Here is a 19,731-nt window from a genome sequence, read left to right as displayed (position 1 = left end):
CATACGCGAGGGGCCGGGGACAGTTGGTTGCAACACCCAAGCCGGGTAAAAGGTGCGGTTGTTTGGCGCGTTGTTGCCCTACGCCCTAGCTTTAGGCTGCCGTTACTTTACTCCACCCCGGTTTCGCATGGTTTTCAGCAGTACGCTCTTTCTGTTCTATTTCCTACCGGGCTTCTTCCTGCTGTATTTCATTACATCTATATAACTAAAGTATAATCAGTTGACTAATTTAATCATTGAAATGTCTTTTCCTGTATTGTCGCAATACCAGGGCCTGGGGCAGCGTACCGCAAATTGGCCGTTTGAGCGTTCATTCACTTCTGTTTTTGCAGCATGAACGTCACCACACAAGTTACCCTAAAGCGCGTGTGCTTAGCTTTTATGCTGAGCCTGTTTATGCTGCCAGCGCTGCAAGCCAAATTCAACTGGGTGAAAGAAGGTGCCCTAGGTGGCTACACAGGTACCCAGCCAGCCACAGAACCAGCCTTGGTTTTGGATAGCCTCACCGCCAATACCTACCAGCCAGCCTTGGAACGGTACCTCGAAGACCATATTGGTTTTCGGACTTGGCTAATACGATTTCGCAATCAGCTTCAATACAGCTTGCTGAACGTAGCCAAAGCCAACGATACTGTGGTGGGGGAGGATAATCTGCTGTTGTCCATTGGCGGCATCAAGGATTACCTGGGGGAAGGGTTCGTGGGCGACCGGGAAGTTCAGCACCATGTGCAGCGTTTCAAAGCCGTGCAGGATTCGTTGCGGCACCGCGGCAAGCTCCTGGTATTCGTTATTGCTCCCGCCAAGACGACTTTCTATGCTGAAGCGCACCCGGCTTATTACCGTCGGCAGCCGCGTGGCCGTTCCAATTACATGGCCTACGCCGCCGCTATGCAGCAGGCGGGCGTCAACTTACTAGACCTCAGTCGCGCGTTTCGGGTGTGGAAGGATACGGCTTCTTACCCGCTGTTTCCGCGCGGCGGATTCCATTGGAGCGGCTATGGTACCGAGCGGGCTGTGGACACCTTGGTGCACTACATCGAGCACCGCACCCAACTAGACCTGCCCGATTATGCCGTGACTCAGCTGGATATTACCGACGAGCCCCGCAACCCGGACGACGACATTGCCAAAGCCATGAACCTGCTGTGGCCTCCCACGGCCTTCACCATGGCTTATCCGCTGGTGCAATTCAAGCCTTTGCAAGGCCACCAGAAACGTCCGGACGTGATGCTATACGGCGACAGTTTTGGCTATAATCTACTGTATCCATATATAAGTGAGTTATTTAGCCCGGAATCCACTTTCTGGTACTACGGACAACAAGTTGCGTACGGCCCAACAACTAAAGGGGACCAAACGTGGCAGCTCAACCACCGGGAGGAATACCTGAAGCGTGATGTCATCATCATCCTGTACAACGAATTCAACCTCCGGAATTTCGACGGCGGCTTCAGCAAGGACCTGTACCGGCTGCTAACTCCCTTTACCGCTGCTGACAACGCCCGCATCGATTCCATTGCCGAAAAGATCCGGCAAGCACCCGGGGCATCGGACCGCCTCTGGGCGAAGGCAAGCCAGAGGAATATGAGCCAGCAGGAAGTAAGCCGCGAGGAGGCAGTGGAGCAGTACGAACGGCTGCACTAACAAGACCTTACCTCAACAGCGCCGTTTCCTTTCACAGCTTCGGAGGCATTCTAACTCCACTAATTGTCGGCCAAAAGAGGCTGCACAGCGAGTGGAATTTTTGCTGACCCACTGAGCATAACGCTTTTTGCCCCGCCACTATCCAAGAGTAAAGCCCGTTCCCGCTTTGGGGTCGTTTGCATTACGCCGGTATCTTTGAATTTCCTCACCTGCAGCTTTTAAGTAACGTAAATGGTTTTCAGCAGTACGCTCTTTCTATTCTATTTCCTACCGGGCTTCTTCCTGCTATACTTCTTGGTGCCCACGCGACTCAAGAACCTGGTGGCCTTGGTGGGCAGCCTGGGCTTCTACGCCTGGGGCGGGCTCAACTTCCTGGCCCTGTTCCTGGCTTCGGTGGTAGTCAACTTCGTGCTCATCCGCTTTATGGACCGGGCCGAGGGTTGGCAAAAACGCATTTACCTGATTATGAGCATCGTTATCAACGTAGCGATGCTCTTCTATTTCAAGTACGCCAACTTCTTTCTGGAAAACGCCAGCGCCGTGCGCCAAGCCGTGGGCGGTACGCCGCTCACGTGGGAACAAGTGGTGCTGCCCATCGGGATTTCGTTCTTCACCTTCGAGAAGCTCACCTACACCATCGACGTGTACCGCGGGGTAAACCGACCGCTCAAGTCGTTCTGGGACTTCATGCTCTATATCATGCTGTTTCCCAAGATGATTGCGGGCCCCATCGTGCGCTTCCACGAAATTGCCGGCCAGCTCACCGACCGCCGCGCGTTCGATACCGTCGACCACAAGATTGCCGGCTTGTTCCGCTTTGCGGTAGGGCTTGCCAAGAAAGTGCTCATTGCCAATGTGCTGGGCCAGCAAGCCGACGCCATCTTCGCCATGGTGGGGGGCCAGGCGCCCGACCACATCTTCGGCACAACGCCGGCCCAGGTTTCGCCCGCGCTGGCCTGGCTGGGGGCGCTGGCCTACACTTTCCAGATTTACTTCGACTTCTCGGGCTACTCCGATATGGCCATCGGGCTGGGGCGCATGATGGGCTTCCAGTTTCCCGAAAACTTCAACAACCCCTACGTCTCGCGCTCCATCACCGAGTTCTGGCAGCGCTGGCACATCACGCTGGGCCGCTGGATGCGCGACTACCTCTACATCCCGCTGGGCGGCAACCGCGTGAAAACCGCGCGCCTCTACGCCAACCTCTGGACCGTATTCATCCTCTCAGGCTTCTGGCACGGAGCTGCCTGGAACTTCATTGCCTGGGGTGCTTTTCACGGGTTGTTCCTGATCCTGGACCGGCTGTTTTTGCTGCGTATCTACCAGCGTATTGGGGCACTGAGCATCATTCCTACGTTCCTCATTACCGTGGTGGGCTGGGTGCTGTTTCGCGCCCCCACGCTCACGTTTGCGCTGGACTACCTGAAACGGATGTTCGCCTTTTCAACCGTTGCCGGCGAGTCGCTCCCCTACTTCACCAACGAATTCTGGGCGGCGCTGGCGCTGGCAGCCGTTTTCTCCTTCATGGCGGCTCTGCCCCGCGTCGAGCGGCTGGAGCTGACGCTGCTGGCCGATACCCACCTGCGCCTGCGCCGGGCAGCGGTACTGAGCTTTACCACGGCCGTCTTGCTGTTGCTGAGCGTGTCGAACATTATCGGTAGTTCCTTCAATCCGTTCATTTACTTCCGCTTCTAGCTACTTACCGCTCATGACACCCGCAAGCGTGAAAGTATATGCCAAGCGGCTGATGGCAGCCGCGCTGCTGTTACTGCTGATGTTGCCGGCTGCGCAAGCCAAGTTTGAGTGGTTTCCATCCGATTCGCTGGAAGGCTACTACGAGGGCCCCGCCCCGCACCCCGAACTGAGCTGGGAAGCCTTGACAAGCAACACCTACCAGCCCGCGCTGGAACGCTACCTGGAAGACCGCCTCGGGTTTCGGGTCTGGTTTATCAAGTGGCGGGGACAGGTGCCTTATAGCCTGTTCCACGAAACCAAAGACCCCAACATATTCGTCGGCCGCAACGGGGTTTTGTTCGACTCGCGCCCCCTCTACGCTTACATAGGCAAGGACCCGGTGGAGGAAGCGGCGCTGCAACGGCATATCCGGCATCTGCGCGTGGTGCAGGACACACTGGCCCGGCGCGGGAAGCTGTTCCTGTTTGTGACGGCGGCCAGCAAGGCCTCGTTTGCCCCCGAAGACATGCCTACCTACTTCCGCAAGTATCCCCGGCAGGCTTCTAATTACGAGCGTTATACGGCGGCCATGCGAAAAGCCGGCATCAACCTCTTCGACCTGAGCCACATCGTGCGCCAATGGAAGGACACAGCCTCGTACCCGCTGTTCCCGCCTTACGGTACCCACTGGAGCAACTACACCGCCACCCTGGCCGGTGATACGCTCGTGCGCTATCTGGAAGGTCGATTGGGCCAGGACTTACGCGACTACCGCCTATTGCCCGGCGAAATCAGCGACCAAGCCCGTGACCAAGACGAAGACCTGCTTAAGCCCCTGAACCTTCCGATACCGCCGCCGCCACGCACCATGAAGTACCCGCAGGTGGAGTACCTGCCCCTTAAACCCGGGCAGCGCCGCCCAACGGCCCTGCTCATCGGCGACAGTTTTGTTTTTACCATCCTCTACAACCACCTTCAGCACGTCTTCGACGACAAAGCCTCCCGGTTCTGGTTCTATAACGTAATCAACCAGAGCATTGTATGGCCGGGTGAATTGCCCGAGGGCAACAACATGAAGGTGTTGGACCGCCGGGCACAGTACCTTGCCCGCGACATCGTGCTGGTCATGTTTACCGAGTACAACATGGACCAGCACCTCGATTACGGCTTCAGCGACGATGCCTACAAGCTCTTCGTTCCGTATTCGCACACAGACAGCCTCAAGGTAAGCGCACTAGCAAAGCAAATTGCACAGCGGCCGGTACCAAAGGACTATTGGTGGGCCAAGGGCGTCGAAACAGGCATGAGCATGGACCAGTTGGTGCGTCAGGCGGCTGAAGCCAAATACGATTCACTGCGCTGACATGTAGCGGCCTATGCGCTAGCGTTGCACTTGACTGGCTGCTCCAGAAGCTTACCTGCCCTTCTTCGTTACGGACAAACCGCATTATCATTCGTGTCGTCACGGATGTTCGCAACGCGTGCAACTGGTTGGCAGCCAACCGGAGGGCCACAACAAACTTGGCCTCGTTCTTGCCTGATTCCTAGCCTCACCGTTCCTTCTCCACTCGTCATGCGCAAGTTTTCGTTGTTTCTCTTCTTGCTCGTAGCCGCGTGCGGCTCGGCCCAGGTTGCCCAAGCCCAGGTTACCATCAACATCGCGCAGCCCAGTTGGGGTCCCGCGGTACCGGCAGGTGCTCAGTATTACTACGTGCCCGAGTACGGCGGCTACTACGACCTGCGCGCCCAGCGCTACATCGTGCAGCGCGACGGCAAATGGCAGCGCTTGGTGGCCCTCGACGGCTACAATCCCAGCTCGTTTCACCCGGTGGTTATCGACTATATCGGTGCTTCGCCTTGGGTGCGCATCAGCGAGCATAAAACCAAATACGGCCACCCCCACGGCATGCCTCCCGGCCAGGCCAAAAAGATGCGCGGTACCTATGTGGCCCCCGCATCCGGCGTCATCGTGGTCGACGACCGCGGCGGCAAAGCCAAAGGCCACGGAAACGGCAACGGGAATGGCAAAGGCCATGGCAAGGGCAAGCATTAACCCACTTGCTTTTCGCGGGCTTGTTTAAACGTGCGCCCTCGTCAGTTGTCCTACTGACGAGGGCGCTTGGCTTTTCCGCCGCTCGCGTTTTCAGCCAGTCGCGCACTGGCCCACACCCACTCAGCCGCCGAGAACCGGCCTTGTACACCAAGGTCATATGGCGCTGTTTTTGTGTTGGTTAGCTGTACTTCAGCTGATGTGCTTTTCTCTTCTTTTCTCCCCATGAAATCCTTGCTCAACCCTTCTCTGCTGGTGCTGGCCGTGGCCCTTTCGGTGTTCAGCCAAACGGCCAAGGCTCAAGTGCAGGTTCAAGTCAACATTGGTGCGCCAGCTTGGGGCCCGCCGGTTGGCCGCGGCGTGCAGTACTACTACATCCCCGAAATCGACGGCTACTACGACCTCTACGCCCGCTCGTACGTGTTTTTCGACCCGTATTACAACGACTGGGTAAGCTCGCCAACACTGCCGGCCTACTACGCCGGCTACGACCCCTACTATTTCCACCCGGTGGTGGTGCAGTACGTCGGCCATCAGCCTTGGGGGCTCATCTACGACCACCGCGCCTACTGCAACACGCGCGGCTGGCGCCCCGGCTACTACCGTTCGGCCCCCGGTCCGCGCTGGCAGGGCGGCGGCTATGCCAACGGTTACCGGCAGCCCGACCGGTACGATAACCGCGGCTACGCCCGCAACGACGACTACCGCGCCAACAGCGGCAACCAGCCCGGCCGCTACCAGAGCCAGCGCAACGACCACGGTCCCGGACGCCCCGACTACAACCAGCCGGGCCCCGGCCGCAGCCAGAACGGCCCGTCGAACGGCAATGGCCACGCGGGCGGTGGCCGCAACCGCCGCTAAGTAGCACGCTCCCGCAACAAAAAGGCCCTTCCGGTGGAAGGGCCTTTTTGTTTTCGGTTTTTCAGCAACGCACTTAACTGGCTGTTGCTGCATTCGACTGCTGCGGAAGCGTTAGTTGTGCATAACTCGCAGCACCTGCGCCTGGTTGCCGCTCGTCAAACTCAGCAGATACACGCCAGCAGCCAGCGAGGCAGGCAGCGAAAGACTATGCTCGGCAGTGGCCACGAAAGTGCGACGGTAGCGCACGCGCCCCAAGGCATCGGTCAATACGGCCTCTACAGCTTGCCCAGGCCGCGGCGCGGCAAAGCGCAGGATTAGGTGGTCGTCGAACGGGTTGGGCGCTACGCTGGCCAACGCAAGGGTTTGGGCGCCGCGCACGGCCGCGGGGGTACTGAACGTGAACTGAATATTGGGCCGGTTGGCAGCGTAACGCACCGTGGTCAGCCCGGAAATGGCGCTGTTTACCTGAGTAGCATGCAGCCCCGACGATGCCGTGCCCGCCGTGTATTGCCAGGTGATGTCGGCGGTGGGGGCGCTGTTGCGGAACCAGTCCACGAATACCTCCAGGTTGTCGGTGCCGTTCCAGGCAAAGGGGGCCGACAGCGTAAAATCCTTCCAGCCGGTGCCGGTAGGCAGGCTGAGCGTGGAGTTGGTATACACCGGCGTGGCGCCCGTCACTTCCGTGGCCCACGTCACCGGGTCGCCCGGCAGCGCGCCGGCCGTTACGCGCTTGACGTAGATGGTCATCTGGGCGTCGTTGGTGGTGTATTCGCCGGTGCCCCCTTTATACCACCCGATTTTGGTGATGTTGCCGGCCCGGGCCCCGGCAGCCCGCAGTTCGGCTGCGGTGTAGATGGTGATGGTTCGTGAATATTTGTTGGTCGTCGTCGTTGTGCTCAGCAAGACGTTGGCGGCGCCGGCCGCAGTGCCCGTACCAATGGCAACAACCGATTGGGCGTGTGTTGCCGTACTGGCAAGAGCGCCCACCGCCAGAATACCGGCGGTAAACCAGGAGCGTATTTGTGCAATCATAGGGTGGGGTATTTTGAGTGGTTGAAGCTGTAAATTAAGCACTTACTTCCTCTTATTAGCCAACCTCTATTTTCCCGTTTCCATGACCACCTACCGTCCCATCAGCTGCAGCTTTTACGACGAACTGGAAGCCCGCGCCACTACCGGCCAAGCTTGCACCCTCACCTACCGCACCGAGCCCGACACGCCGCCCAGCACCTATCACGGCGTCATCCAGGACCTCTACATCCGCGACAAGGTGGAGTACCTGCGCCTGGCCGACGGCTTCGAGCTGCGGCTGGATTGGCTGGTGTCGGTGGACGGGCGGGAGCTGGCAGGGTATTGCTAGCTTGTATTCTGGTTCTACTTGCCCATGACTCTGCATACCTCTTCCGCCAGCCGACACTACGTGCTTACGGGCTATCTGCTTACGCTCAGCGGCAGCTTGCTTTTTCTAATCCTGGCTGTTAGTCAGGGCCGGCGTGCCTATCACCTGTCAACGGAGGGCCTCCGCACAACTGGCTTGGTTAGGAGTGTGGTAGCCGACCACATAGCCGAAGATGAGTTTTTCCGCTATACCATCGAGTTTGTCGACCAGGCCCAACAGCGCCAAGTCATTCTGTACCAGGGCGAGGTTGACGCGCACGAATATTTCCTGAACCAGCCCATACCCGTCGTGTACCTGCCGACCCGCGCTGATGAAGGCTTAATTGATAACTGGATGAACTTATACGGCTCCGCTTTACTGAATCTGCTAGGGCTGCTTACCACTCTGGGTATGGCCTGGTACTTTCGTAGCTGGGAGAAAAACCAGCAGCCACCCAAGGCTGACTGGGCTACATAAAAAAAGCGGCCTCACCAGGAGGCCGCTTTTTCATTCAGAATCGTTCACGAACCGAAGGTTGGCGTAGCCAAATCCGTATAATCCGCAAGAACCCGTGGTCTAAAACTCCGCGCTGCGCGGGAAGCGCGGGAAGGGAATCACGTCGCGGATGTTGGCCATGCCGGTCACGAACAGGACCAGTCGCTCGAATCCCAGGCCAAAGCCGGCGTGCGGGGCCGAGCCGAAGCGGCGCAAATCGAGGTACCACCACAGGTCTTCTTCGGGCACGTGCATTTCCTGCATGCGCTGCTGCAGTTTCTCCAGGTTTTCCTCGCGCTGCGAGCCGCCGATGATTTCGCCGATGCCGGGGAAGAGCACGTCCATGGCGCGCACGGTGCGGCCGTCCTCGTCGAGCTTCATGTAGAAGGCCTTGATGTCCTTCGGGTAATTGGTCAGGATAACCGGCTTCTTGAAGTGCTTCTCCACCAGGTACCGCTCGTGCTCCGATTGCAGATCGGTGCCCCAATCAACGGGAAACTCGAACTTCTGCTTGGCCGATTTCAGGATGTCCACCGCCTCGGTGTAGGTTAGGCGCTGGAAGTCGTTGTCGACCACGAACTGCAGGCGCGTGAGCAACTCCTTGTCGTAGTGCTCGGTGAGGAACTTGAGGTCGTCTTGGCATTTCTCCAGGGCGTAGCGCACGAGGTACTTGAGGAAGTCCTCGGCCAGGTCCATGTTGTCCTGCAGGTCGTAGAAGGCCATTTCCGGCTCGATCATCCAGAACTCGGCCAAGTGGCGGGCCGTGTTGGAGTTTTCGGCGCGGAATGTGGGGCCGAAGGTGTAGACCTTGCCCAGGGCCATGGCGGCAATTTCGCCCTCCAGCTGGCCCGACACCGTGAGGTTGGTGGCCTTGCCAAAGAAGTCCTGGCCATAATCGACCTGGCCGGCTTCGTTGAGCGGCGGGTTTTGCTCGGGCAACGTGGTTACGCGGAACATCTGGCCGGCACCTTCGGCATCGGAACCCGTGATGATGGGCGTGTGAACGTAGAAAAAGCCGTTGTCGTTGAAATACTGGTGCACCGCAAAGGCCAGCGCGTGGCGCAGGCGCAGCACCGCCCCGAAGGTGTTGGTGCGGGGGCGCAAGTGGGCAATTTCGCGCAGGAACTCCAGCGTGTGGCCCTTCTTCTGCAGCGGGTAGGTGGTGGTATCGGCCGCGCCGTACACCTCGATGTCGGTGGCCTGGATTTCCACCGTTTGGCCCTTGCCCTGCGAGGCTACCAGCGTGCCGCGAATGGCTACGGCGGCGCCGTTTTCCACGCCCTCGGCTTTCAGCTTCTCTTCCGGGAAGGTCTCGGCGTTGGCAACCACCTGAATGCTATGAATGGTCGAGCCGTCGTTTACGGCAATGAACTGCACGAACTTGTTGCCGCGGCGGGTGCGTACCCAGCCTTTTACCAGCACTTCGCGGTCCAGCTCCTGGCTGGCGAGCAGTGCGGCTACGCTTGATCTTCTGACGGACATTGGCTTACCGATGGGATTGAGCCAGCAAAAATAGTCGGCTGGCCGCGAGAAATTGCGCAGCCGGCCGTAGTTCGTGCGCTCTGCCGGCCGGCTGCCCCGCAATAGCACGCAACAAGGACCAACCTTTCGGCCCCGAACGAAGTACACAAACGGCTATCTTTGGCTGAAGCCACAACCGCTTTTCCGCCGCCGCCGCCCGCATTTTTCGCTATGCAACGACTTGACATGAAACAACTTCTCTCGCAGAAGTTGTCCCCCCAACAGATTCAGTTCATCAAGCTCCTCCAGATACCGACGGCGGAGCTGGAGATGCGCATCAAAGAGGAGCTGGAAATGAACCCGGCTCTGGAAGAAGGCGACGCCGAAGAGGCCGACATGGCCGATGACGACGCCGACGACGAGTTTGGCGACGATGCCGACGACAGCGCTGACGAGCCGGCCGAAGGCGAAGAGTACGACAACGAGGAAAACATCCTCGACGAGGACTTTGAAGAGCCCGCCGAGCCCGAAATAGAGCTACCCAAGGAGGAAACCACCGAGGAGGTCAAGGAGTCGGACGACCTTGACCTCGACGATTACCTCGACGACGACGAAATAGCCGGCTACAAAATGCAGGGCGACACCGGCGGCGACGAGGAAGAGCGCGACATGCCCCTGGCCGATACCAGCAGCACGCTCATCGACTCGCTGCTGGAGCAACTGCGCTTCCTCGACCTCGACGAGCGGCAGGAGGCCATTGGCGCCCAGCTCATCGGTTCCATCGACGCCGACGGCTACATCCGGCGCGACTTGTCGGCCATTGCCAACGACCTGGCCTTCTCGCAGAACATCGAAACCACCGAGGACGAAATTGCCCAGGTGCTGCGCCTGATTCAGACGTTTGATCCGGCCGGCATCGGCGCCCGCGACCTGCGCGAGTGCCTGCTGCTGCAGCTCGACCACCGCCCCCACGACGACGTGGTGGAGCACGCCCAGCGCATTCTGGAAGACACCTTCGAGGAGTTTACCAAGAAGCACTACACCCGCATTCAGCAGAAGCTGGACTTGGAAGACGACGAGCTGAAGAAGGCCATCGACCTGATTCTGAAGCTCAACCCCAAGCCCGGCGGCTCCGGCCCCACCGGCGGCGGCCGGGTGCAGTACATCATCCCCGACTTCATCCTGACCAACGACAACGGCGAGCTGAGCCTGACCCTGAACGCCCGCAATGCGCCCGATTTGCGCGTGAGCCGCGACTACCAGGAAATGTTTCAGGCTTACGACAAGGGCGCCAAGAAAGACAAGAAGCTCAAGGAGGCCGTGACCTTCGTGAAGCAGAAGCTCGACGCGGCCAAGTGGTTTATCGACGCCATCAAGCAGCGGCAGAACACCTTGTTGCGCACCATGGACTCGATTGTGCGCTACCAGCACGAGTTTTTCCTCGACGGCGACGAGAGCAAGCTGCGGCCGATGATTCTGAAGGACATTGCCACCGAAATCGGTATGGACATCAGCACCGTTTCGCGCGTGGCCAACTCCAAGGCCGTGCAGACCGAGTTCGGCATTTACCCGCTCAAGTACTTCTTCTCCGAAGGCATTGCCACCGACTCGGGCGAAGACGCGTCGAGCCGCGAGGTGAAGCACATTCTGAAAGAAATCATCGAGGCCGAGGACAAGCGCCGCCCGCTCTCCGACGACAAGCTGGAAAAGATGCTCAACACCCGCGGCTACAACATTGCCCGCCGCACTGTGGCCAAATACCGCGAGCAGCTGAATATCCCGGTGGCCCGCTTGCGCAAGGAGCTGTAGCCAGTACCGCCCCAGAAACCGAAAGCCCGAAACCGATTTGCATCGATTCCGGGCTTTCGGTTTCTGGGGCGGTTCTTATTGCGCGCTGCTATTTGTGCAGTACGCGCTTCGTGGCCGTTTCTTTGCCGGCCTGCACCTTCAGGATGTACACACCTGCTGCCAAGCCAGCCGGCGTAGCCACGGTAACCGAGCGGCCCGAAGCCGCAACCGCCGTGCTCATCACCTGCCGGCCGCTTACGTCCAGCAAGCTCACCTGCACCCGGCCCGATACCGGCCGTGCCAGCTCCATGGTTACCTGCTGGTCAAACGGGTTGGGGTAGGCGTTGCTGATGAGGTTGGACGCCCCAGCACTGGCTTTTTTGGCCGACAGCACCACATCGGTGGTGAACAGGCCACGGCCGTGGGTAGCCGCTACCACCATGCCATCGGGGCGCATGCGCAGCATGTCCACGCGCACGTTCACCGGGCCGTTGTTAGCGGGCGTCCAGCTGGTGCCGCTGCCGTCGAGCTGCTCAGTGGTGTACACGCCCATTTCGGTGGCCAGCATGGCCCGGCGGCGGTTGGAAGGGTCAATCAGAGCCCAGCGCACCGGCATATCGGGCAACGAACCTTCCACGTTCGTCCACGTGACGCCGGCATCAATGCTTTCGAACACGCTGGCGGTACCGTAGTTAGAGTACGTAGCCAGCAAGTGGGTTTCGTCGTTGGGGTCGACGGCAATGCATGACACCGACGTACCGCTCGACCCAATGCGCAGCGTGCTTACGATGGGCGACGTAGTGCTGGCGCTATCCACGCGCAGGATGCGGCCGGAGTTGGTGCCGATGTACACGCGGTTGCGCACCGTTTTCGACACCGTGAAGTGCGTAGGGGTGCCGGTACCAGTGCCCAAGCTGCGCGGCGTGGCGTTGGCCGTGCCAGAGGTGTGGGCGTTGAGCCATGCCAGGTACGTGCCGCTGCCGTAGGAAGCGTACAGGGTTTTCAACTTGCTGTCGTAGTCGCAGGAGTTGATGAACTGGCCGACGGTACTGCTGATGTTGATGGTAGCGAACGACGCGCCGCCGTTGCTGGAACGACGGTACTGGTTGTACACGTAGCTGGTGAACTGGTAGCTCGGGTTAAGCTGGTCGATGAAGCAGAAGCCGCCGTCGCCGCCCGTGGCCACCGTAGTAGTGCCCAGACCCGCAGTGGTGAATTTCTGGGTACCGTTGTCTTGCGCGCCGGCCAGGTAGTAGTTGGGGTTGGTGGGGTGCGCGGCCACGGCGTAGAACTGCGTTACGTTCAGGCCGCGGTTGAGCGAGGAGAAGGTGGGCGAGTTGCCCCCGTTGGTCTGCGAGGCGTCGCGCGAGAGAAACACCCCGCCGTCGTTGCCGAAGAAGGCAATGTCGTTGGTGGCGCCGAAGATGATGGCGTGGTTGTCGGCGTGCACGTAGTAAGGCGACGTGGTCGGCAGGCTCCAGCCCGTTTCTTTTTCCCAGGTAATGCTGGCCGCCAGCGTATCGGCGTTCTTGGTGCGGTAGATGTCGAGGCCACCCACGTAAAGCAGGTCGGGGTCGGTGGGGGCTACCGCCGAAATCAGGTTGTACCACGCTTGGCCGTTGGTGAAGTCAAACGTGGGGTTGGTGGCCGTGGCGCCGGGGCGGCTCGTTACCTCCCAAGTGGTGCCTTTGTCCATCGAGCGGTACACGTTAAGCAGCCCGTTCGAGGTGTTTTCGAAAACGGCGTACACGCGGTTGGCATCCGACGGCGCGCACGACAGCTCAATTCGCTCGTAGCCGGAAGTGGGCAGGCCCGAACCGGCCAGTGTGTTCAGCTTGGTCCAGCTGCCCAGGTCGCCGCGCGTCGAGCGGTAAATGCCATCGGCCGCCGACAGCCCGGCGCTGACAAACAAAGTGTTATCAGCCGCCAGTTCAATGTCGGTTACCCGGCTGCTGGCCAACACCAAGGTCCAGGAGCCGCCGCCGTTCTGGCTGCGGTAGAGGCCAGTGCGGGTAGCGGCGTACACGTCGTGCGTTACCGGGTGCACTGCCATCTTCTGGATATAGTAGAAGTTGGAGTTGTTGGTAGCCGCCAGTTGGCTCCAGGTTGCGCCGCCGTCCGTCGATTTCCACACGCCCGCCCCCTGAATGGCATCGGCGTTGAAGAATCCCTCGCCAGTGCCGCAATAGCGGGTGGCCGTGCCGGGGTCGGCCACAATAGCCGTTACGGCAAGGTTGCTCAGGAACCCGTTCACGTTCGTCCACGACGGCGTGGTAGACATGGCGTTGGTGCTTTTCCACAAGCCGCCGCCTACGGCGCCGGCCCACAAGGTATTGCCGGTGGCATCGGCAGGGTCGAGCAGCAAAGACCGGATACGGCCGCCTACGTTCGTAGGCCCGCGCTCAACCCAGGAAGCGGCGGAAAGCATGCCGCCGCTGAGGCGCGCCTGGGCCCGTTGGGCTTCGTTGTAGGCAAAGGCCGCCACAAGCCGTTCACGCGGCACCGTCAGGGTATTTGGGTCGCGGGTTAGCTCAGCGTCTTGCTCCAGGGCGAGGTCGGGCCGGTCGGCCTTGTCTTCCTCCTCTTCGTATTCTCCCTCTTCCCCTTCGCGCTCTTTCTCGCTCACTTGCACCAATTTGGCGCGGGCTTCGGGCGTCATGGTATCGGGCAGTGTGCTACTGCGGTGCAAGCCAAAATAGGCGGCGAATACCACTACCAGGCTGGCGAGCCAGAGCAGGGCTTTTTTCGGGGATGTAGAAAAATTCATAGAGCGGGAAAAAGCAGGAAATCAGCCAACAGCACTACAAGACGGATAGTTCGGGCAGAGGCTGCAAACAAGCGGGCTATAAATATACAATGCGTCCTACTTTTGGGAAGACTCTTCCTTGTTTATGTCCCAATTCCGGTGGCTGGCACGTGGGCTTTCGGTGGTGCTGCACCCGCTGCTGGTTCCTGCTTATTTGATTGCCGTGCTGCTCTTCGGCCTTTCCCCAGCGGTGGTGCCGCTGGCTTCTGCAGCGCGGCCGTGGGTGCTGAGTGTGGTGGCTCTGCTCACATTTGGCCTACCCGCTCTAGGCACGTGGCTGTTGTTGCGCGCCGGCCGAATCAGCTCGGTTGAACTGTACGAAAGACGCCAGCGCCCCTTGCCGCTGGCACTGGCGGGGTTGGGTTTCTTGGCCGCTACGCTCTTGGTGCGGTGGCATCCGGCGTTGTATGCCCCGGTGCTGGTGCAGGCGCTGGGCGGCATTACCGCGGCCCTGCTGCTCACGCTACTGGTCACGCTGTGGTGGAAGATAAGCGCCCACGGAGTGGGCATGGGCGGTGCGGTGGGAATGTTACTGTGGCTGCAGCTGCGGCCGGCCCTTGGGAATTCTGCCACTATCTATTGGCTGTTTGCCACGGCGACGCTAGCCATTGCCGTGGCCTGGGCGCGATTGTATTTGCGGGCCCATACGCCGGCACAAGTGGTGGCAGGCTTGCTGGCAGGCTGCGCCGTGGCACTGGCTAGCGGGGGGCTGCTCTAGCGCGGATGGGGAAACCGGCACCGCCAGAACGCCAAATGTCCGGCCGCTTTGGGAGCTGACCGGACGCTTGGGCTGACCAGAACAAGTTGGGTTATGCAGGCACCGCAACGGCCGGGTTAGCCGTCATTTCCTGTTGCAGCAGGTCCTGCACTTCCGGCCGGTCGTAGTCTTCGGGGCGCTGAATGTGCGGCATGATGCGCGCCATAATGGCATCCTGCCGCTGGCCGTTGGTCCAAGCTGCGTGGTAGGGCGTGTGCGAAAACGTGACCTGCGAATAGAGCGACAACCACTGGCCGGGGTATTGAGCCGTGATTTTGCTTTCAATCTGCTTCTGCAGCAAAAAACGCGGGTCGGCTACCCGGTCGCGCATTTCCACGAAGTTGTACACCGCCATTTCGGCAATGGCGTCGGCGTTGGGCTTGCGTTGCTCCTGAAAAGCCTCGAAAATGGTTTCCCAGTCGTCGCCGTGCTGGTCCATCAGCTGGTTGAGCACCGTGCAGTCTTCGAAACCGGCGTTCATGCCCTGCCCATAGAACGGTACGATGGCGTGGGCGGCGTCGCCGAGCAACAGCGCCTCGTCGCCGAAGGCCCAGGGAAAGCACTTAACCGTGACCAGCGAAGCGGTGGGATTGTGGAAGAAATCCTCGGTCAGCTCGGGCATCAGCGGCAAGGCATCGGGAAACACCCGCCCGAAAAAGGCTTCCACGTCGGCCGGCGTCGGCAGCGCGGCAAACGACTCTTCGCCTTCGAAGGGGAAAAACAGGGTGCAGGTGAACGAGCCGTCGAGGTTGGGCAGCGCAATCATCATGTAGCGCCCGCGCGGCCAGATGTGCAGCGCGTTCTTTTCCAGCACCCAGCCGCCATCGGCAGCCGGCGCAATAGTCAGCTCTTTGTAGGCGTACTCCAGGTACGACTGCGAGTAGTTGAAACGGTCGGTCTTCTGCAGCGCGCCGCGCACGGCCGAAAAAGCGCCGTCGGTACCAAACAGGCGGCGGAAGGCCACGTGCTGCTCGGCACCGGTTTCCGCATCGCGCAGGTGCAGCTCGCGCTGGCGCAGGTTCACGTCGAGGCATTGCTGCTGAAACTGCAGCGTTACGCCGGGCTCGGCTTCGGCCAACTCCAGCAAGCGGCGGTTCAGCCCGCCCCGCGACACCGAATAGATGGCTTGACCGGGCAGGCCGTAGGGCTGGTGCGTGAGCTGCCCTTTGACGTCGTGCATCACGCGGCGGTACATGGGAATGGCTACTTCGCGCACGGCTTCGGCCACGCCCACGCCTTCGAGGGCCCGCCAGCCCCGGTCCGACAACGCTAGGTTGATGGAACGGCCCACGTCGGCGCCGGCGCGGCGCGGGTCAGGTCGGCGCTCAAATACGTTTACGGTGTGGCCGCGGCGGGCCAGGTACAAGGAAAGCAATGAGCCCACCAAACCGGCACCCATCACGGTTAGGGGTTCGGCGGCAGCACGGGGGGGAAACGACATAGAGAAACGGCCAAACTAAAAACGAGTAGTAGACGACTAAGGTAGTGCCTTTGCGCGTGTGCGCTCAACGCTTCAATGGACTTGTTTGGCGAGGAGCACTATTGGTTGGTCTAAAAATACAATCCTGCGCAATTGTCACGCGTATTTTTGAACCAAAGCAATAAATAATAGCACCACGCGAATACATGCTAAACGTTTTGCTTTTACTGAGGCTCAATCCGTTACCTGTGCTTTTTATGTGTCGTTGCTCGCATCCCGCATTTTTAGCTTGTCCACTGCACCAGAAGAAACGGTTGCCAGTGCGGGCGCTGCCTTTGCCGCACCATCGTCAGGAGCCGGTGGCATCAGGCAAGGAACACATGTACATCGGCAACTATGCCGTGGGCGAAATCGACTGCCCGTACTTGTTTGGGGCACCGGGCATCCGTTACTGATTCAGCAAACCCGAATTTTATACAGCCACCCTGTGCTTGCCGGGCTAGCTCACTAATTACCAATATCTTAACATATGCCGGTTTAAATTGCATCTTTTAAATAAAGTAACGGATAATTTGTTACGCAAGCAGCATAAATTCGCATCTTGCAGGTCCATTGCTATTAAGCATCAGCGCTTTTACTTCCCCCACACCTTTTTATTTCCCCCATGCAAAAACCCTTACTCTACCCGCTTTTGGCGGGTGTATTGGCATGCAGTACGCCCGCCTGGGCGCAGCAATCGGCCGCTGGCATAGGAGGCGTGGTGCGCAACGAAGCCGGCGAACCTGTTCCCGGCGCTACGGTCTTCATCAAAGGCACCCTCATTGGCACCGGCACCAACCGCGAAGGGCAGTTCACGCTGCCGGCCGATTTTAGCCGCGGTCCGCTGGTTATTTCCATTTCGTTTCTGGGCTACGAGTCGCGGGAGCTGGAGCTGAGCAAGCCCACCCCCGACATTGTGGTGACGCTCAACGAAGCCGTGACACTGAACGAAGTGGTAGTGGCCGCTTCCCGCGTGGAAGAATCCTTGCAGGAAGCACCGGTAACCATCGAGAAAGTGGGCGCGCAGCAAATCATGCGCACGCCGCCGCCCGATGTACTGGCCGGCCTCAACCAGCTCAAGGGCATCGACGTGAACTCGACGAGCATGGTGATGAGCAGCCTGAGCACGCGCGGCTTCAACTCGCCCAAGTCGGAGCGCGTGATTCAGCTGGTCGACTACTTCGATACCCAGTCGCCGAGCCTGAACATCAACTCGGGCAACCTCACGGGCATTCCCGAACTCGACATTGCTTCCATCGAAGTGATTCACGGCCCGGCCTCGGCCCTGTACGGTGCCAACGCCTTCAACGGCGTGGTGCTGCTGAACTCCAAGGACCCGTTCGTGACCGAGGGCTTCTCGGCCCGCGTGCGCGGCGGCGAACGGTCGTACTTCGACGGGCAGTTCCGCTACGCGCAGAAGCTGGGCAACAAATTTGCCTTTAAGATTACGGGCAGCTACCTGACGGCTACCGACTGGCTGCCGGAAAACTACGACGCCACCAGCACGCGCCTGGTACCCACCAACAACGCCGTGGGCTCGGTGCAGGGCTACGACGCCGTGAACCGCTACGGCGACGTGGCTAACACCTTCAAGGCCAACCAACCGTTCCCCGGCGGCGTTAGCGGCGAGTTGGTCGACAAAACGGTGTTCATGCCGGGTTTCACCGAGAAAACCCTGGTTGGCAACGACGACAAGGCGCAGGCTTTTAAAGTGGTACCCACCATTTCGTACCTGCTGACGGATAAAATCAAGGCCACCGTGGCGGCCAGCATCAACCGGGGCACGGGCAGCTACCAAAGCTCCAGCCGCTACCGCCTGCGCGACTTCGGCACCAACCAGTACCGCGGCGAGTTGAAAGGCGAACGGTGGTTTTTGCGCGGCTCCTCTACCCAAGACTTCGGCAACGACTCCTACGACCTGGGCTTTCTGGGCGGCTTCATCCAAAACTCGCCGGTAGCCGAAGGCACTACCACGACCTACGCCACTCAGTACTTTGCCACCTACAACGGCACCTACAAGAAAGCCCGCGCGCCGATATCGGCAGGTGGGTTTGGCCAAACGCCGGAGCAGGCTCTCGTAACGGCCAAACAAGCCGCCGACGCTACGCAGCTTGACCCCGCCAGCGCCCGGTTTGGGGACCTGCGCACGAGCATCATCAACGACACCCGGCCGGGTTTGGGCGCCCGCCTGAACCCCAGCTCGTTGCTGAACGAAGGCAACGCGCAGTACAACTTCCGCCTCGGCGAGAAGTCGGACCTTATTGTGGGTGGGGCCTACCGCAAGTTCCGGTTGGGCTCCAACGGGCAGTTTTTCTCCGACGACAACGAGCGGATTCAGAACCACGAGCTGGGCGCCTACGGCCAGCTGACGCACCAGATGCTGGACGACCGCCTGAAGCTGGCCCTGGCCGCCCGCATCGACGAGTTTAAGAACTTCGACCCGGCCGTGTCGCCCCGCGCGTCAGTGGTATACTCGGCCGGCGACAACAAGCAGCACAGCTTCCGGGCCAGCTTCGGCCGCGCCTTCCGCTCCCCCACCCAACTCGACCAGTACGTTCGCCTCGATGTGGGCCAGGTGCTGTTGCTGGGCAACGTGGGCAACGGCTTCCAGGGCTACACCCTGCCGACCAGCACCTCGCCTTCGGCCGCCATTGACCTGGCGCCGCTGGACCTGGAACGCGTGAACACCTACGAAGTGGGCTACCGCGGCAATCTGGCCAACAAGCTGTACGTGGACGTGAACTACTTCCGCAGCTACTACAACGACTTCATTGGGGCCCGCCGCTTCATCGGCAACACCGACGGTTCGCGTCCATCGGATGCGCAACTGCAGGCCGCCGGCCCGCTGTACCAAAACAAGGCACTGCCCACGCGGGTGCTGCAGGTGTGGTACAACCAGCAGCAGGAAGTACGCACCCAGGGTACGGCCCTGGGCCTGAGCTACAACATTGCGAAACCGCTGACCCTAACCGGCAACTACAGCCTGAACGTGCTCGACCGGTCCAACATAAAGGACGCCGGTTTTCAGACCTTCTTCAACACGCCCAAGCACAAGTACAACGTGGGCGCCAACGGCACCACCGGCAACCTGAGCTACTCGGCTAACTACCGCTGGGCCCAGGGCCACCTCTACGAAACCCCATTTGCCGTGGGGCAACTGGATGACTACAGCTCCCTCGACTTGTTTGTGGGCTACACACTCACCAAGCTGGCAACCACGGTACAAGCCGGTGCCTCCAACGTGCTCGACAACAACAACGTGCAGATCTATGGCGGCCCGCAGATTGGCCGTCTGGCCTACGTAGGCCTGTTGGTCGACATCAAGTAAGACGAGCAACCCGCTCCAATGCAAAACGCC

Annotated in this window: 14 protein-coding genes; 10 read left to right on the top strand and 4 right to left on the bottom strand. The window is 60.0% G+C overall.

The window, feature by feature from the left end:
- Nucleotides 1-333: 333 nt before the first annotated feature.
- The 5 genes from F0P96_RS14085 to F0P96_RS14065 all read left to right on the top strand — a co-directional run bounded on the left by F0P96_RS14085 (nt 334) and on the right by F0P96_RS14065 (nt 6,229).
- The gene (locus F0P96_RS14085; protein WP_151079549.1) at nt 334-1,644 is read left to right on the top strand and encodes an alginate O-acetyltransferase AlgX-related protein; all 1,311 of its coding nucleotides are present in this window, start codon (nt 334-336) and stop codon (nt 1,642-1,644) included.
- Nucleotides 1,645-1,941: 297 nt separating this feature from the next.
- Nucleotides 1,942-3,339, top strand: a complete 1,398-nt coding sequence (locus F0P96_RS14080) for an MBOAT family O-acyltransferase (RefSeq protein WP_201743850.1) — start codon at nt 1,942-1,944, stop codon at nt 3,337-3,339.
- Nucleotides 3,340-3,352: 13 nt separating this feature from the next.
- On the top strand, nt 3,353-4,681 hold the full coding sequence (locus tag F0P96_RS14075) for an alginate O-acetyltransferase AlgX-related protein (RefSeq protein ID WP_151079547.1): 1,329 nt from the start codon (nt 3,353-3,355) through the stop codon (nt 4,679-4,681).
- Nucleotides 4,682-4,891: 210 nt separating this feature from the next.
- Entirely contained in the window at nt 4,892-5,371 is a 480-nt protein-coding gene (locus tag F0P96_RS14070; protein ID WP_151079546.1) for a hypothetical protein, read from the top strand.
- Between the two features lie 222 nt (nt 5,372-5,593).
- Nucleotides 5,594-6,229: a hypothetical protein gene (locus tag F0P96_RS14065; protein ID WP_151079545.1), complete on the top strand. Its 636-nt coding sequence runs from the start codon at nt 5,594-5,596 to the stop codon at nt 6,227-6,229.
- A gap of 111 nt (nt 6,230-6,340) precedes the next feature.
- On the opposite strand, the gene F0P96_RS14060 is transcribed toward F0P96_RS14065, so the two are convergent.
- A complete protein-coding gene (locus F0P96_RS14060; protein WP_151079544.1) occupies nt 6,341-7,261 on the bottom strand; it encodes a T9SS type A sorting domain-containing protein in 921 nt (306 codons plus the stop codon).
- 82 nt (nt 7,262-7,343) lie between these two features.
- Here F0P96_RS14060 and F0P96_RS14055 point away from each other — a divergent pair, with 82 nt between their 5' ends.
- Both F0P96_RS14055 and F0P96_RS14050 read left to right on the top strand, forming a co-directional pair.
- A complete protein-coding gene (locus F0P96_RS14055) occupies nt 7,344-7,589 on the top strand; it encodes a hypothetical protein (RefSeq protein ID WP_151079543.1) in 246 nt (81 codons plus the stop codon).
- A 24-nt stretch (nt 7,590-7,613) separates the two neighbouring features.
- Complete coding sequence (locus F0P96_RS14050) at nt 7,614-8,084, top strand: DUF3592 domain-containing protein (protein WP_151079542.1); 471 nt, start codon at nt 7,614-7,616, stop codon at nt 8,082-8,084.
- A 99-nt stretch (nt 8,085-8,183) separates the two neighbouring features.
- On the opposite strand, the gene asnS is transcribed toward F0P96_RS14050, so the two are convergent.
- On the bottom strand, nt 8,184-9,584 hold the full coding sequence (asnS, locus tag F0P96_RS14045) for an asparagine--tRNA ligase (protein WP_151079541.1): 1,401 nt from the start codon (nt 9,582-9,584) through the stop codon (nt 8,184-8,186).
- A gap of 210 nt (nt 9,585-9,794) precedes the next feature.
- Between asnS and rpoN the strand changes: the two genes are divergently transcribed.
- On the top strand, nt 9,795-11,372 hold the full coding sequence (gene rpoN / locus F0P96_RS14040; protein ID WP_151079540.1) for an RNA polymerase factor sigma-54: 1,578 nt from the start codon (nt 9,795-9,797) through the stop codon (nt 11,370-11,372).
- An 88-nt stretch (nt 11,373-11,460) separates the two neighbouring features.
- Here rpoN and F0P96_RS14035 read toward each other — a convergent pair whose 3' ends face one another.
- A complete protein-coding gene (locus F0P96_RS14035) occupies nt 11,461-14,118 on the bottom strand; it encodes a T9SS type A sorting domain-containing protein (protein WP_151079539.1) in 2,658 nt (885 codons plus the stop codon).
- Between the two features lie 124 nt (nt 14,119-14,242).
- Here F0P96_RS14035 and F0P96_RS14030 point away from each other — a divergent pair, with 124 nt between their 5' ends.
- Entirely contained in the window at nt 14,243-14,875 is a 633-nt protein-coding gene (locus tag F0P96_RS14030; protein WP_151079538.1) for a phosphatase PAP2 family protein, read from the top strand.
- Between the two features lie 91 nt (nt 14,876-14,966).
- On the opposite strand, the gene F0P96_RS14025 is transcribed toward F0P96_RS14030, so the two are convergent.
- Nucleotides 14,967-16,355 carry an FAD-dependent oxidoreductase gene (locus tag F0P96_RS14025; RefSeq protein WP_151079537.1) on the bottom strand — a complete coding sequence of 463 codons (1,389 nt, stop codon included), beginning with the start codon at nt 16,353-16,355 and terminating at the stop codon, nt 14,967-14,969.
- 643 nt (nt 16,356-16,998) lie between these two features.
- Between F0P96_RS14025 and F0P96_RS14020 the strand changes: the two genes are divergently transcribed.
- Nucleotides 16,999-19,701 (top strand): TonB-dependent receptor, encoded by a 2,703-nt coding sequence (locus tag F0P96_RS14020; RefSeq protein ID WP_151079536.1) that lies wholly within the window; start codon nt 16,999-17,001, stop codon nt 19,699-19,701.
- Nucleotides 19,702-19,731 lie beyond the last annotated feature (30 nt).

The sequence above is a fragment of the Hymenobacter busanensis genome, assembly GCF_008727865.1.
Taxonomy (GTDB): Bacteria; Bacteroidota; Bacteroidia; order Cytophagales; family Hymenobacteraceae; genus Solirubrum; species Solirubrum busanense.
This window is presented reverse-complemented; position numbering and strand designations above follow the sequence as displayed.

What these genes read in the sequence shown, in the direction of transcription:
- F0P96_RS14060 (WP_151079544.1), bottom strand. Translation starts at nt 7,261, where the DNA reads ATGATTGCACAAATACGCTCCTGGTTTACCGCCGGTATTCTGGCGGTG.
- F0P96_RS14065 (WP_151079545.1), top strand. Translation starts at nt 5,594, where the DNA reads ATGAAATCCTTGCTCAACCCTTCTCTGCTGGTGCTGGCCGTGGCCCTT.
- asnS (WP_151079541.1), bottom strand. Translation starts at nt 9,584, where the DNA reads ATGTCCGTCAGAAGATCAAGCGTAGCCGCACTGCTCGCCAGCCAGGAG.
- F0P96_RS14070 (WP_151079546.1), top strand. Translation starts at nt 4,892, where the DNA reads ATGCGCAAGTTTTCGTTGTTTCTCTTCTTGCTCGTAGCCGCGTGCGGC.
- F0P96_RS14035 (WP_151079539.1), bottom strand. Translation starts at nt 14,118, where the DNA reads ATGAATTTTTCTACATCCCCGAAAAAAGCCCTGCTCTGGCTCGCCAGC.
- F0P96_RS14030 (WP_151079538.1), top strand. Translation starts at nt 14,243, where the DNA reads ATGTCCCAATTCCGGTGGCTGGCACGTGGGCTTTCGGTGGTGCTGCAC.
- rpoN (WP_151079540.1), top strand. Translation starts at nt 9,795, where the DNA reads ATGCAACGACTTGACATGAAACAACTTCTCTCGCAGAAGTTGTCCCCC.
- F0P96_RS14050 (WP_151079542.1), top strand. Translation starts at nt 7,614, where the DNA reads ATGACTCTGCATACCTCTTCCGCCAGCCGACACTACGTGCTTACGGGC.
- F0P96_RS14025 (WP_151079537.1), bottom strand. Translation starts at nt 16,355, where the DNA reads ATGTCGTTTCCCCCCCGTGCTGCCGCCGAACCCCTAACCGTGATGGGT.
- F0P96_RS14055 (WP_151079543.1), top strand. Translation starts at nt 7,344, where the DNA reads ATGACCACCTACCGTCCCATCAGCTGCAGCTTTTACGACGAACTGGAA.
- F0P96_RS14085 (WP_151079549.1), top strand. Translation starts at nt 334, where the DNA reads ATGAACGTCACCACACAAGTTACCCTAAAGCGCGTGTGCTTAGCTTTT.
- F0P96_RS14020 (WP_151079536.1), top strand. Translation starts at nt 16,999, where the DNA reads ATGCAAAAACCCTTACTCTACCCGCTTTTGGCGGGTGTATTGGCATGC.
- F0P96_RS14075 (WP_151079547.1), top strand. Translation starts at nt 3,353, where the DNA reads ATGACACCCGCAAGCGTGAAAGTATATGCCAAGCGGCTGATGGCAGCC.